This window comes from Pseudonocardia kunmingensis (assembly GCF_006716445.1).
GTDB lineage: Bacteria > Actinomycetota > Actinomycetes > Mycobacteriales > Pseudonocardiaceae > Pseudonocardia > Pseudonocardia kunmingensis.
The window spans coordinates 172,485-184,968 of record NZ_VFPA01000003.1; the positions used below are offsets into that span (position 1 = coordinate 172,485).

Sequence of the window (12,484 nt, forward strand, 5' to 3'; positions counted from 1 at the left end):
GGTGCGATGTCCCCAATTGGATCACCGATCAGGTGGCCGGGCCCGCCAGAGCCCGACCGTCGTGGCGAAGTCCTCGACGATCCGGGCAACGGCTCCCTCGACCATGCGCTGCACCCGTCCGGGGTCCGCCGGGAGGTCGGCGCCGTCGGTCCAGCGCAGCAGCACCTCCAGGTCCCCGGACATCGCGGGCCGGACCTGCGACCACCGCCGGGCCGCACGGGCGCGGTCGGTCGTCCAGGTCGCGTCCCGCACGCTCACCAGCGACGCCAGGGCGAGCAGGCTCTTGCGGCCGACGCGGCGCGCGAGGGCGGCCGGGTCCGCGCCGGCGCGCAGGTCCTGGCGCCACCGCTGCGCGTGCTGGGCGATGTCGCCGTTGAACCCGCGTGCCGCCCGGACGTCGGCCGGGAAGGCCGGCGGGTCGGGCCGGGGCGGGCCGGACAGGCGCACGCAGTAGTGGCGCAGGAACACCCGCAGGCCGTAGGGCTCGTCGGCGGGCCCGACGAGGTCCGCGGGTTGGGCGGCCCCGATCTCGACCCCGCGGCAGAGGTCCGCGAACCGGCCGGAGAGCAGCCTGCCCAGCTCGGCGGCCGCCGGGCCGGGCAGGCCGACCGAGAGCAGGTCGACGTCGGAGGCGGGCGGCCGGGCCCGCCCCGTGGCCACCGACCCGTAGAGGTAGAGCTCGACGTCGTCGCCGAGGGCCGCGACCGCCGCCGCGAGCACCGGCTCGAACGCCGCCGGCACCCGGTGGCGCGCCGCGCCGGTCACGATCGTGCCGTCCGCACCCACGCCCTCGTCCGGGTCCCGCACGTCGTCCTCCTCGGGTGTGCTCGGTCCCGGCCGGACCGCCCCGCCGCCGCCGGGGCCGGCCGCGATCACCGGGCCACGAGCTTCATCAGCGCGTCCGCGAGCTCGTCCAGGGTCCGGTCCCGCTCGCCCGGCGCACCCTCGGCGCACCACAACGGCGCCTGGCTCATCGCGGCGTGCATCACCTGCAGTGTCACGTCGATGCCGACCACGGCGAAGTCGCCGGACTCCACGCCCTCGGTGAGCACGGTCCGGAACACCTGGTCGTGCCGTCGGCGCAACGCCGTGATCCGCGTGCGCTGCGCCTGCGGCCACGTCCCGGGCACCAGGAACAGCCGCAGTGCCGCCGGGTACTCGTTGACGGCGATCGCGACGTGTGCGCGGATCAGCCCCCTGAGCCGCGCGGCCGGGGGCCCGTCCTGCGCCGCGCGCAGCCGCTCGAGCCGGTCGGTCCAGTCGTTGCCCAGGGTCTCGATGGCGGCGGTGACCAGCTCGTCCTTGCTGGAGAAGTAGTAGTAGAGCGAGCCCTTGGTGACGTCCAGCCGCTCCGCCACGTCTTCGAGGCTGACGCCGTCGTACCCGCGCTCGCCGAAGAGCTCGGCGGCAGTGGTGAGGATCTGCTGGATCCGGCGCCCGCGCTTGCGCTGCACGCGGCCGACCGCCTCCCCCGCGGACGTCGTCATCAGGCCAGTGTCGCGGATCTGACCGGCAAGTCAAACTTCTACCCGCACTATTGACCCTGGGGTCGAATTTTGTCACCGTGGTCAACGTCGGTGTCGACGGAAGGCGGCCATGGACTTCGCACTCACCGCGAGGCAGCGCGAGTTCCGCGACCGGGCCCGCTCCGTCGCCGAGGACCACCTGCTGCCGGGCTACCGGGCCCGCGAGGCGAGCGGCCGGATCGAGCCGGACCTGCGGCGCGAGATCGGGCGGCTCGGCCTGATCGCTCCCGAGCTGCCCACCGCGCTGGGCGGCGCGGGCGCCGACCGACTCACCGCCGGCGTGGTCACCGAGCAGAAGCTGGGCCGCGAGCTCGCACCGTAGGAGGAGGAACGTGGGGAAGCTCGACGGGAAGATCGCCATCGTGACCGGGGCCGGCCAGGGCATCGGCCGCGCCATCGCCGAGAAGCTCGCCGGGGAGGGGGCCGCGGTCGTCGTCTCCGACGTCAACGGGGCCACCGCGGCCGAGACCGCCGAGGCGGTCGGCGGCGTGGCCCTGCCCGCCGACGTCACCGACCGCGCGTCGGTGACGGCGATGGTCGCGCAGGCCCACGAGCGGTTCGGCCGGATCGACGTGCTGGTCAACAACGCCGGCTGGGACAAGGCGGGGCCGTTCGTCGACTCCGACCCCGCCGACTGGGACCGGCTCATCGCGATCAACCTCTACGGCGTGCTCCACACGTCGAAGGCCGTGCTGCCGCTGATGGCCGCGCAGGGCCGCGGCGCGGTCGTCAACATCGCCTCCGACGCCGGCCGCGTCGGCTCGTCGGGCGAGGCCGTGTACTCCGCGGCCAAGGGCGGCGTCATCGCGTTCACCAAGTCCACCGCCCGGGAGATGGCACGGGCGCAGGTGAACGTCAACTGCGTGTGCCCCGGCCCGGCCGACACCGCGCTGTTCGCCTCCTTCGCCGGGCCGAGGCTGCGAGAGGCGCTGGTCAAGGCGATCCCGTTCCGGCGGCTCGCCGAGCCGGGCGACGTCGCCAACGCGGTCGCGTTCCTCGCCTCCGACGAGGCCGCCTACATCACCGGCCAGACCGTCAGCGTCAGCGGCGGTCTGACCATGAGCTGACCGGGCGGCGCCCGGACCAGACCCACCCACGAGGAGCCCGCCATGAGCCTGGACGGCTACCAGCAGCTGAGCTTCGAGCGCCACGACAACGGCGTCCTGCTGATCACCATCGACCGGCCCGACAAGTACAACGCCGCCGACGAGCAGCTGCACGGCGAGCTGGCCCGCGTGTGGCGGGACGTCTCCGCCGACCCGCGGACGCGCGTCGCCGTCGTGACCGGCGCGGGAAAGGCGTTCTCCGCGGGCGGCGACCTGGCGATGGTCGAGCGCATGGCGGGCGACCACGAGCGCGTCTCGCACATGCTCACCGAGATGAGCGACCTCGTCTACAACATCATCAACTGCGAGAAGCCCATCGTGTCCGCCATCAACGGCGTCGCCGTCGGGGCCGGCGTCGTGGTGGCCCTGCTGGCCGACGTCGCGATCTGCGCCGAGGACGCCAAGCTCGGCGACGGCCACGTCAAGCTGGGCGTCGCCGCGGGCGACCACGCCGCGATCATCTGGCCGCTGCTGGCCGGCATGGCGAAGGCCCGCTACTACCTGCTCACCGGCGAGATGCTCACCGGCGCCGAGGCCGAGCGGCTGGGGATGGTGGCCAAGGCGCTGCCGCGCGAGCAGGTGCTCGAGGAGTCGCTGCGGGTGGCGCAGGTCCTCGCCACCGGTTCCCAGCAGGCGATCCGGCTCACCAAACGGGCCCTCAACAGCTGGCTGCGCGCCGCAGGCCCGGCCTTCGACCAGTCCGCGGCCTACGAGATGCTCTGCTTCATGGGACCCGACGTCCTCGAGGGCGTCGCGGCACTGCGGGAGAAGCGGGAGCCGCGCTTCCCGTCCGCTCAGGCCGAGTGATCCCCCGGCTCCGCCGTCAGCTCCGCCACGACCTCGGCCGCCGGTCGCTCCCGCGCCAGCCCGTGGCGGGTGCCCGCCCACAGGTTGAGCACGTCGACCGCGCCGGTGGCCCGCAGCGGCGCCGTCATGTAGTGGACGTGCGGGTAGGCGGCCGGGGCCGCGGCGTCGTGGTCGGTGAGGAAGCGGTTGACCAGGCCCCGCGCCCAGCGCCCGCTGAACGCCCTGGTCACGGCCGTGTCGGTGAGCTCGACGAGCGCGTCGCGGTGCGCCGGTCTCGTGCCCGCCTCCGGGCACCGCAGGAACGCCGTGCCCGCCTGCCCGGCGACGGCACCGGCGTCGAGGACGGCACGCAGGTGCTCGGCGCGCATGATCCCGCCTGCCGCGACGAGCGGCAGCGGGACCCGGTTCCGGACCTGCGCGAGCAGGTCGAGCAGCGGAATCGTACGCACCTCGTCGTTGTCGAACGAGGCCTGGTGCCCGCCGGCCTCCGTGCCCTGGACGCACAGGGCGTCGACGCCCGCCGCCGCGGCCTCGTCGGCCTCGTCCGGCGTGGTCACGGTGGCGATCACGACCGAGCCGACGCCGCGGAGCGCCCGGACCGCGTCGGCGGGCGGGCAGCCGAACGTGGTGCTGACGACCGGCACCGGGTCGTCGAGGAGCAGGGCGAGCTTGGCGGGCCACTCGTCGTCGCTCCAGCGGGGCTCGCCGGGCTCGACGCCCAGAGCGCGGGCCTCGGGCACCAGGCGCGCCCGGTAGTCGGTGAGATCGGGCGCGCGGTCGGGCCCGGGCAGGAAGAGGTTGACGCCGAACGGCGCGGCGGTCAGCGCCCGGTACCGCGCGATCCGCTCGCCGAGCTCGGCGGCGGAGCGGTAGCCGGCGGGCAGGAACCCGAGGCCCCCGGCGTCGCTGACCGCCGCGGCCAGCTCGGGCGTCCCGGGCCCGCCCGCCATGGGCCCGAGTACCAGCGGGCGTTCCAGCGCGTCCAGCAACATGCGTTCCTCCCGACGACGGCCCGCTGACCGTGCCACGTCGACGACCGCGCCGCACGGGTGGTGTCGATCACCCGGGACGCCGCGGTGGATTCACCGGATCGGCCGCATTCCCGATCCGGCCGTCCATCGCCCGGATGGGTATCAGCGCAGGTCAGCGTGGCTTCTCAGGCCACACTGGGCGCCGGTGAAGCAAGCCTCTGTTGCCTGGCGGCGCCACCGCGACCACCCCACAATGCCGCCATGACTTCCGTCCAGGACCTGCCCCAGGTGCACAGCTGCTCGGCCACGAGCTGCTCGTACAACGAGTCCTCCAGCTGCCACGCCGGCGCCATCACCATCGGCGGCGACCACGCCCACTGCGGCACCTTCGTGGAGATCTCCTTCCGCGCGGGCACCGACCGCACCGGCCTCGTGGGCGCATGCCACCGCTCCGACTGCCGCTACAACGACAAGCTCGAGTGCACCGCCCCGTCGGTGGACGTCGGCGCCGGCACCGACGTGGCCGACTGCCTGACCTACGAAGCCAGGTAGTCCAGCTCCGCGACGGGCTCGTAGGAGAGCCCGCCCGACCGGTCGACGCGCAGCGCGCCGTCGGCCGCCGCCAGCGCCGCCACCGGGTCGCGGTCGTTCACGAGCACCGCGCGGCCGTCGGCCACCGCGTGCAGCCGGCGCAGCAGCGACGCGCGCTCGTGAGCCGCCAGCCCGTCGGTGAAGCGGTCGACGAGCACGATCGCGGCGTCACCGCGAGCGGCGGAGGCGAGAGCCTCCAGCCGGTCGGCGACCGTGTCCTCGGGGCCCGCCACCAGCCGCTGGACGCCCACGCATGCCCGCCCCGACGCGCGTCCGCTGCTCTCGTCCAGCTGCGCCATCACCCGGAGCCGGGCGAGCGCGGGTCCCAGGAGCACGGTGACGTCCCCGATCGGGAGTCGCAAGCCCACGTAGACCTCCCTCGCTTCTACTGAGGCGACGCTAACCTGACCTCCGCCCGGGTGTCCAGACTCCGATGACGCAGGTCTCGGTCCGGCCCGTCAGCGGCAGGATCCGCGGTATCGGTCGTCCATGCTCCGTCCTTGATCACGGAGTCGGCGCGAAGACGGGTGGAATCCGCCCGGGAACGCGCCGACTCGACGATCATCACGGGGGCGTGACCGAGCTGCAGGCGCCCCACGCGCGCCCTGGTCGTACGGGCGGCGCCGCCGTCCTCTACCCGCTCGCGAACTCCTGGTACCTCGGCTCCAACGTGCCCGGCAAACCCCGCGTGTTCCTGCCCTACATCGGCGGGGTCGGCGCCTACCGGGCGATCTGCGACGAGGTCGCCGCGGAGGGCTACAAGGGCTTCCGGACGGCCGGGTAGGCAAACCGGTACCGGGCCCGGCCGGCCGCCGCTAGCGTTCGCGGGACGAGGCCGGGAGGACGACCTGAACCGCAAGCCCGACGTCGACGCCGTGGCCACGGCCGCATTGTTGCAACGGGTCTTCGGCGGCAGGCCGTCGTTCGCCCGCACCCCGGACGGAGTCTCCACCCAGGTCTACCGGGTGTTCCGCGGAACCGGCACCTTCTACCTGCGCGTCGCGGAGGAGCCCGGTGACGACCTGCGCACCGAGGCGGATCTCCACGATCGGCTGCGGGGCCTGGGCGTGCGGGTGGCCGAGGTCGTCCACGTCGAGCCCTTCGTCGCCGGCATCGACCGCTCCGTGCTGATCACGACCGAGGTGCCGGGAACGTCACTGGCCGAGGTCGGCAACCCGGTGGCCGCGGTCACCGTCGCCGAGGAGGCGGGTCGCGACCTCGCCCTGCTGGGCACCGTGCCGGTGGACGGGTACGGCTTCGTCCGGCGATGCGGTCCGGGGTGGCCCCTGCACGCCGAGTACCCGCGCCACGACGCCTTCGTCACCTCGGACCTGCCCCGGCCGTGGCCGGGCGCCCTCGCGGCGCTGTTCGGCGGCCGCGACCTGGAGTCACTCCACGGCCTCGTCGAGCGGGAGCGCGCCTGTCCACCGGACCGCGCGGCGCTGGCGCACGGGGACTTCGACGTCACCCCGATCTTCTGCGCCGACGGCCGCTACACCGGCCTCATCGACCTCGGCGAGATCCGCGGTGCCGAGCCGCTGTTCGACCTCGGCCACTTCCTGCTGCACGACCGGGAGACCCTGCCCGTCACCCTCCTTCCCGCGGTGCTGCGCGGCTACCAGCACGTCCGGCCGCTGCCTGCGGACCACGCCGCGACCATCCGGCGCAGCGCGGTCCTACTGGGGCTGCGGCAGCTGTGCCGCTGGCTCGGTCCGCCGCGCGGGTTCGGGCTCGACCACCCCGCCGTCGTGGGCCGGGCGCGCCGGATCTCCCACCTGCTGGGTGCCGCACCTCCCGCGTGACCGGGCCGGGAGCTACCCGGCCAGCGGCTCGACCAGCGCCGCCACGGTGCGACGCAGCACGGGCCCGGGCTCGGGCCGGGGGTGCATGCTCATCCAGGCTTCGAGTCCGACCCGGTAGCCGGTGACCGCGGCGGCGGCGAGGAGCCGGGCGCGTTCGCCGTCGGGCGGGATCTGCAGCCGGTGGGCGACCAGGTCCCGCAGCGCGTCCTCGAACTCCGCGAGCATGCCCAGGTAGAGGGCACGCAGCGCGGGAACGGCGAGCACGACGTCGGCGAAGCGGGCGAGCGCCGGCGGGTCGGCCACCACGGCGTCGGCCGCGCGCGTCAGCAGTGCGGTGACGGGTTCGCCGTCCGGCGTCCGCCGGAAGATCTCCTCGACCGTGGCGATGTCGAGCCGCAGCCGCGACAGCAGCACGTCCTCCTTCGAGCCGTAGTAGCGGAAGAAGGTGCGGCGTGCGACGCCTGCCCGTTCGCACAGCTCGTCGATGGTCGTCTCGTGGATCCCGCGCTCCCGGTAGAGCTGCAGGGCCGCGTCCTCGACGGCCTGCCGGGTCAGCTCCTTCCGGCGTTCCCGCAAACCCGACATGGCCTCCCCAAACTGGCACCGTGGTGCCAAGTGCGTCTAGAGTGCCAGCATATCGGATGAAGGAGATCGACATGGAAACCCTCGACGTCCTCGTCGTCGGCGCCGGTCCGGTCGGACTGGCCGTGGCGGGCGAGCTGCGCCGCTCCGGGATCGCCTGCGAGGTGGTGGAAGCCCGGGCCGAACGGGAGCCCGGCTCCCGCGCGCTGACGTTGCACGCCCGGACGCTGGAGCTGCTCGACCAGCGCGGCATGAGCGCGGAGCTCGTCGCGCGTGGGCGGGTGGTCCGCGAGATCGCCCTGGTCACCGGGCCCGGAAAGGCCGCCCACCTGCGCATGGACGAGCTGGACACGCCGTTCCCGTTCGTGTTGGTCCTGCCGCAGGCCGAGACCGAGGAGGTCCTCGAACGCCGGCTGCGCGAGCTCGGCGGGGTCCCGAGCCGCGGTGAGCGCCTGATCGCGGTGGAGCCCGGGTCGGACCACGTCGTGGCCACCACGGACGGACGCCGGGCGCGGGCGCGGTTTCTGGTCGCCGCGGACGGGGCCCACAGCACGGTGCGCCACCTGCTGCAACCTCCGGTGCGCGGCGCCCGCGAAGCCTGGACCTACTACGGCGCCGACGTCTCCCTCGACGGCGTGGATCCCGAACTGCAGCTCATCTGGTCGGCGCACGGCTTCGGCGTGCTCGTGCCGTTCCGCGACGGCACGTTCCGGGTGGCGGTGACGGCTCCCGCCACCTCGGGGCCCGCGGTGGAGCCCACCCTCGCCGACATCCAGCACCAGGTCGACCGCGTCTTCCCCGGCCGACCGCTCCTGCGCGACCCGACCTGGCTGACGGTGCTGCGCAGCGGGCACCGTCAGCTGGTGAACTACCGGCACGGCCGCGTGCTGTTCGCGGGCGACGCCGCGCACACCCACAACCCGGCGGGCGGGCAGGGACTGAACATCGGCCTGCACGACGCGTTCGACCTGGGCGGCAAGCTCGCGGCGGTCGTCACCGGCGAGGCCCCCGAGCGGCTGCTGGACAGCTACCACGACGAACGCCATCCCGCCGCCGCCCGGGTGCTCGCGCAGACCCGGCGGTCGATGCAGCTCGCGCACCTGCGCTCCCCGATGTCCCGGATGCTGCGCGACCAGGTCGTGCACCACCTGCCGGCGTCCCTGCGCCGCCGGCTGCTGGAACAGGTGGCGGGGCTCGGCCGGGCCGGGCGTCAGGCCGTGGTCCGCCGCAGCACCAGCCAGCCAGCCCCGCCGAGCAGCAGCGCGAGCAGCAGCGGGTAGCCCGCTGCCAGTTCGAGGGCGGACCGGCTCGCGACGAAGGCCCCGACCGCGGGCCACCACCCCTGCCAGGTGACGAGCTGCGCGAGCCCTGTCAGCAGGGCGCCGCCGCCGATGATGGCGGCGTACACCCCGAGCTGGCCCCACCGCTTGAAGATCACGCCCATCAGCACGCCGGCCGCGGCGACCGCCGACATCGGCGTGGTGTAGGCCAGCCATTGGGTGAGGACGCCCTCCTGGAGCAGGAACGGCGGCCGGGAGAACCCGATGCCCAGACCCCACCCGCTCGTCGCGAGCTCGATCTGCCCGAGGACCACGAGGACGATCCCGTACACCGCCGCCTGCACGCAGATCACCAGCGCCGTCGCGGCGTAGAAGGTCCGGCGCGTGACGCTCATCCCGAGCGCGAACGGGAACACCTGCGTCATCGCCTGCAGGTGGGCGATGCCCATCGCGACGTACAGCGCCGCCGGCGCACCCGTCATCCGTCCCTCCGGCGGCGGCTCGAACCCCATGATCGCGAAGGTCGCCACGTTCAGCACGAGCGCGGCCAGCAGGACGGCCAGCGGCAGCCCGAGCACCAGGAACCAGTTCGAGGTCTGGACGCGCGCGACGTCGACAAGGCACTTCATCGGAGCTCCCCTCCCCCGGAACCGGCGGTGACCGGCTGCCCGTTGGTCCTGTTGCCGTGCTGGGTGGTGCGCACGACGAGCTGCTGCAGCGACACCGGCTGCGCCTCCAGCCCGAGGCCGGGCGGCTGCTCCCCGGCCCCTGCGACCGTGACGCGCAGCCTCCCGGCCAGTTCCTCGCGGTGCAGCTGCGTGTGCCCGGCGACGAAGGCCTCGACGGCGCCCGCCGGGCCGGACACGGTCACCGCGGCGGCGCGCAGCGCGTCGGCGTCCTCGTCGAGGAGTATCCGCCCCTGGTCGATCAGCACGACGTGCTCGGTGATCAGGGCGGTTGTGCTGCTGTGACGATCGCGGCACCGCCGCGCAGCAGCCTTGACGCCCCACCCTCGCGCAGGTAAGCCTCACCTGACCTGCTCCCCCGTGCCCGGGCCCGCCTCGGCACGCCTGCCGAAAGCCGAGACGACGATGACGACTCCTGCGCGCCGCTCGTGGCGCCGGGTCCGGGCCGTGTCCGCCGCGATCGCCGCCACGGCGGCCGCCGCTGTGCTGGCTGCCTGCGGGGGCGGTACCGCGCCCGCCGAGCCCGACGCGCCGCCGGCCGCACCGGGCTTTCCGGTGACGATCGAGCACGCCTTCGGCGCAACGACGATCGAGCAGCCGCCCCAGCGGATCGTGGCGCTGGGGTTCAACGAAGCCGACTTCGTGCTCGCACTCGGTGCCCAACCGGTCGGGGTCCGCGACTTCATCGGCGCCTTCGACGAGGACAGCCGCGCGTGGGCCCGCGAGGAGATGACCGGCCCCCCGCCGGAGAAGGTCGGCGGCGAGGAGATCGACCTCGAGAAGATCGCAGAGCTGCAGCCCGACCTGATCCTGGGCGTCTACTCGTTCATGGAGCAGTCCGACTACGACAAGCTGTCGCAGCTCGCGCCCACCGTGGCGCAGCCCGCGGCGGGCACCACCGCCACCTGGCAGGAGCAGACCCGCATCACCGGGCAGGCGCTGGGCAAGCCCGAGGAGGCCGAGCAGCTCGTCGCGTCGGTGGAGGGCCGCTTCGCCGAGGCGTCGGCCGCCCACCCGTCGTTCGCGGGCAAGACGATCTCGGTCTTCCTCAGCTCGGGGAACACGGGCGGCGCGTACGTGCTGGAGGGGACCGATCTGCGGGCCCAGTTCTTCACCGACCTCGGATTCGTCAACTCCCCCGACACCGGGGAGATCAGCTCGGAACGGTTCGGCCTCCTCGACAAGGACGTCCTGGTCGTCCTCGGCGCCGACGAGGAGACCATGCTCGCCGACCCGGTGTTCGCCCAGCTGGATGTCGTGCGGGAGGGCCGGACCTACTACACCGGCGCCTTCGCCTCCGAGTTCAACGGCGCCCTCGGCTTCGGCAGCCCGCTGAGCCTGCCCCACGCCCTCGACATCGCGCTCCCGGAGCTCGCCGCCGCCACGGAGGCCCCCTGACCGCGAACCACGGGACCACCGCCTGAGCGTGGCCGGATCCGGTTCCCCCACGCGGATGGGCGAGACTTCCCGGGTGCCCCTGGCCAAGACCGTCAACGACGTCGTGCTGTTCGCCGTCGAGCTCGCAGCCTGGGCGGCGTTCGGGGTGTGGGGCTGGCACGTCGGCGTGGGGCCGTGGCGGTGGGTGCTCGCGGTCTTCCTGCCCCTGGCGGTCATCGGGCTGTGGGCGGTGCTCGCCGCACCGACCTCGGGCAACCGCCTCACCGATCCGGGCTTGTTCGCCTTCCAGCTCGGCGTCTTCCTCGTCGGAGCCGTACTTCTCGCACTCGCCGACCGGCCGGCATGGGGCTGGACGCTCGGCGTCGTCGCCGTGGTGGTCGTCGTGCTCGATCGGGCCCGGGGCAGCGCCCGTGCGTGACCGCCGGGAAACGGGATTCGCATGACGAACGGCACGTTCGCCGGCTAGGTACCGACGAGAGTGCCGTTCGTCCGGTGGGAGCCTCCTCCGTCTCGCCGCGGACGGTGATCATGGCTGGGCCGGGACGGCCCGGATACCGTCAGTGGCTGGCGAGCTCGTCGACACGTCGTGCGAGCTCGTCGCGGTGGTGCCGCAGCGCCCTCAACCGCTCCTCGACCACGGCGAGCCGCGCGCGGTAGGTCTCCAGCGCGAAGCCCGGGTCGTCGCAGGCGTCGAGGTCGTGCATGTCGAGGCACGGCTCGAGCTCCTTCACGCCCTCGAGCGTCAGGCCGGCCGCGAGCATCTCGGCGACGGCACGCGCCCGGCGCTCGGCGGCGTCGTCGTACTCGCGCCACCCGTTCGCGCTGCGCCGCGACCGCAGCAACCCGTGCTGCTCGTAGTAGCGCAGGGACCGCCGGCTCACCCCGGTCCGCCGTGAGAGCTCGCCGATCAGCATCCGCCCGTCTCCGTCCTTGACCTTGACACCCGTGTCAGTACCTAGCGTCGAAGGCATGATCGAAGATTCCGACAGCGGGTGGGCCGAGCGCACCGTCGTGGTCACCGGAGGTGGGTCGGGCATCGGCCGGGCGGTGGCCGTCGACCTGGCCGAGCACGGGGCGGATGTCCTCGTGGTGGGACGGCGGGCCGCCGCGCTCACCGCCACCGCGTCCCACCACCCCGGCATCCGCGCCCACGTGGCCGACGTCGGCAGGCCAGAGGACGTCACGACGATCATCGAGGCGGCCCTCACCGAACGGGGGCGCCTCGACGTCCTGGTCAACAACGCGGGTACGGGCCGGCCCGCCGCGCTGGGCGACATCACGCCCGACGACGCGACGACGATGTGGACGACCAACGTCCTCGGGCCCGTGCTGCTGACCCAGGCCGCGCTCCCGCACCTGCGCGCGGGCGGCGGCAGCATCGTCAACGTCTCGAGCACGTTCGGGGCGAAGCCGGCTCCCGGCATCAGCGTCTACGGCGCGACGAAGGCCGCGGTCGAACAGCTCACCCGCAGCTGGGCCCTGGAGCTCGCCGGGCTCGGCGTGCGGGTCAACGCGGTCGCGCCAGGGCCCACCGAGAGCGAGGCCCTCGCGGCCATGGGTCTGTCCTCCGACGAGATCGCCCGGCTCGAGGCCGACGAGCGGGCCCGCATCCCGCTGGGCCGTCGGGGCCGGCCCGAGGACGTGGCGCCCTGGATCCGCGCCCTGGCCGACCCGACGAGCTGGGTGACCGGCCAGGTCGTCGGCGTCGACGGCGGTTACGCGGTGGCCTGACCTG

General features: G+C 73.9%; 18 protein-coding genes. 10 read left to right on the forward strand and 8 right to left on the reverse strand.

Annotation, left to right across the window (positions count from 1 at the left end):
- Window positions 1–21 precede the first annotated feature (21 nt).
- Window positions 22–807 carry a nucleotidyltransferase domain-containing protein gene (locus FB558_RS23720; protein ID WP_142056985.1) on the reverse strand — a complete coding sequence of 262 codons (786 nt, stop codon included), beginning with the start codon at window positions 805–807 and terminating at the stop codon, window positions 22–24.
- 65 nt (window positions 808–872) lie between these two features.
- The gene (locus tag FB558_RS23725; protein ID WP_142056988.1) at window positions 873–1,487 is read right to left on the reverse strand and encodes a TetR/AcrR family transcriptional regulator; all 615 of its coding nucleotides are present in this window, start codon (window positions 1,485–1,487) and stop codon (window positions 873–875) included.
- A gap of 109 nt (window positions 1,488–1,596) precedes the next feature.
- Between FB558_RS23725 and FB558_RS23730 the strand changes: the two genes are divergently transcribed.
- The 3 genes from FB558_RS23730 to FB558_RS23740 are packed head-to-tail and all read left to right on the forward strand — an operon-like array spanning window position 1,597 to window position 3,439.
- Entirely contained in the window at window positions 1,597–1,848 is a 252-nt protein-coding gene (locus tag FB558_RS23730) for an acyl-CoA dehydrogenase family protein (protein WP_142056990.1), read from the forward strand.
- A gap of 10 nt (window positions 1,849–1,858) precedes the next feature.
- Window positions 1,859–2,593 (forward strand): SDR family NAD(P)-dependent oxidoreductase, encoded by a 735-nt coding sequence (locus tag FB558_RS23735; RefSeq protein WP_142056992.1) that lies wholly within the window; start codon window positions 1,859–1,861, stop codon window positions 2,591–2,593.
- A 42-nt stretch (window positions 2,594–2,635) separates the two neighbouring features.
- Window positions 2,636–3,439 (forward strand): enoyl-CoA hydratase/isomerase family protein, encoded by an 804-nt coding sequence (locus FB558_RS23740; protein WP_142056994.1) that lies wholly within the window; start codon window positions 2,636–2,638, stop codon window positions 3,437–3,439.
- Here the strand turns inward: FB558_RS23740 and FB558_RS23745 are convergent.
- Window positions 3,427–4,428, reverse strand: coding sequence for an NAD(P)H-dependent flavin oxidoreductase (locus FB558_RS23745; RefSeq protein WP_425468093.1), 1,002 nt, complete (start codon window positions 4,426–4,428; stop codon window positions 3,427–3,429). The genes FB558_RS23740 and FB558_RS23745 overlap by 13 nt on opposite strands.
- Before the next feature lie 243 nt (window positions 4,429–4,671).
- On the opposite strand from FB558_RS23745, the gene FB558_RS23750 reads away from it, so the two are divergent.
- Entirely contained in the window at window positions 4,672–4,962 is a 291-nt protein-coding gene (locus tag FB558_RS23750) for a DUF1540 domain-containing protein (RefSeq protein WP_142056998.1), read from the forward strand.
- Here the strand turns inward: FB558_RS23750 and FB558_RS23755 are convergent.
- A complete protein-coding gene (locus tag FB558_RS23755; protein ID WP_142057000.1) occupies window positions 4,947–5,369 on the reverse strand; it encodes a hypothetical protein in 423 nt (140 codons plus the stop codon). The two genes, FB558_RS23750 and FB558_RS23755, sit on opposite strands and share 16 nt — an antisense overlap.
- Window positions 5,370–5,575: 206 nt before the next feature.
- Between FB558_RS23755 and FB558_RS23760 the strand changes: the two genes are divergently transcribed.
- Entirely contained in the window at window positions 5,576–5,785 is a 210-nt protein-coding gene (locus tag FB558_RS23760; protein WP_142057002.1) for a hypothetical protein, read from the forward strand.
- Window positions 5,786–5,876: 91 nt separating this feature from the next.
- Window positions 5,877–6,803: an aminoglycoside phosphotransferase family protein gene (locus FB558_RS23765; protein WP_170231495.1), complete on the forward strand. Its 927-nt coding sequence runs from the start codon at window positions 5,877–5,879 to the stop codon at window positions 6,801–6,803.
- A gap of 12 nt (window positions 6,804–6,815) precedes the next feature.
- On the opposite strand, the gene FB558_RS23770 is transcribed toward FB558_RS23765, so the two are convergent.
- Window positions 6,816–7,388 (reverse strand): TetR family transcriptional regulator, encoded by a 573-nt coding sequence (locus FB558_RS23770; protein WP_142057006.1) that lies wholly within the window; start codon window positions 7,386–7,388, stop codon window positions 6,816–6,818.
- A 71-nt stretch (window positions 7,389–7,459) separates the two neighbouring features.
- Between FB558_RS23770 and FB558_RS23775 the strand changes: the two genes are divergently transcribed.
- Window positions 7,460–8,665 (forward strand): FAD-dependent monooxygenase, encoded by a 1,206-nt coding sequence (locus tag FB558_RS23775; RefSeq protein WP_170231496.1) that lies wholly within the window; start codon window positions 7,460–7,462, stop codon window positions 8,663–8,665.
- Here the strand turns inward: FB558_RS23775 and FB558_RS23780 are convergent.
- Together FB558_RS23780 and FB558_RS23785 are read right to left on the reverse strand one after the other, a co-directional pair.
- The gene (locus FB558_RS23780) at window positions 8,596–9,294 is read right to left on the reverse strand and encodes a hypothetical protein (RefSeq protein WP_142057009.1); all 699 of its coding nucleotides are present in this window, start codon (window positions 9,292–9,294) and stop codon (window positions 8,596–8,598) included. The genes FB558_RS23775 and FB558_RS23780 overlap by 70 nt on opposite strands.
- Window positions 9,291–9,599 (reverse strand): hypothetical protein, encoded by a 309-nt coding sequence (locus FB558_RS23785; RefSeq protein ID WP_142057011.1) that lies wholly within the window; start codon window positions 9,597–9,599, stop codon window positions 9,291–9,293. The genes FB558_RS23780 and FB558_RS23785 overlap by 4 nt, the downstream gene beginning before the upstream one ends.
- Before the next feature lie 157 nt (window positions 9,600–9,756).
- Here FB558_RS23785 and FB558_RS23790 point away from each other — a divergent pair, with 157 nt between their 5' ends.
- Entirely contained in the window at window positions 9,757–10,749 is a 993-nt protein-coding gene (locus FB558_RS23790) for an iron-siderophore ABC transporter substrate-binding protein (protein WP_142057013.1), read from the forward strand.
- Between the two features lie 73 nt (window positions 10,750–10,822).
- Window positions 10,823–11,167, forward strand: coding sequence for a YrdB family protein (locus FB558_RS23795; RefSeq protein WP_170231497.1), 345 nt, complete (start codon window positions 10,823–10,825; stop codon window positions 11,165–11,167).
- 139 nt (window positions 11,168–11,306) lie between these two features.
- On the opposite strand, the gene FB558_RS23800 is transcribed toward FB558_RS23795, so the two are convergent.
- Window positions 11,307–11,720 (reverse strand): MerR family transcriptional regulator, encoded by a 414-nt coding sequence (locus tag FB558_RS23800; RefSeq protein WP_211366798.1) that lies wholly within the window; start codon window positions 11,718–11,720, stop codon window positions 11,307–11,309.
- On the opposite strand from FB558_RS23800, the gene FB558_RS23805 reads away from it, so the two are divergent.
- Window positions 11,719–12,480, forward strand: coding sequence for an SDR family NAD(P)-dependent oxidoreductase (locus FB558_RS23805; protein ID WP_142057018.1), 762 nt, complete (start codon window positions 11,719–11,721; stop codon window positions 12,478–12,480). The two genes, FB558_RS23800 and FB558_RS23805, sit on opposite strands and share 2 nt — an antisense overlap.
- The last annotated feature ends 4 nt before the right edge of the window (window positions 12,481–12,484 follow it).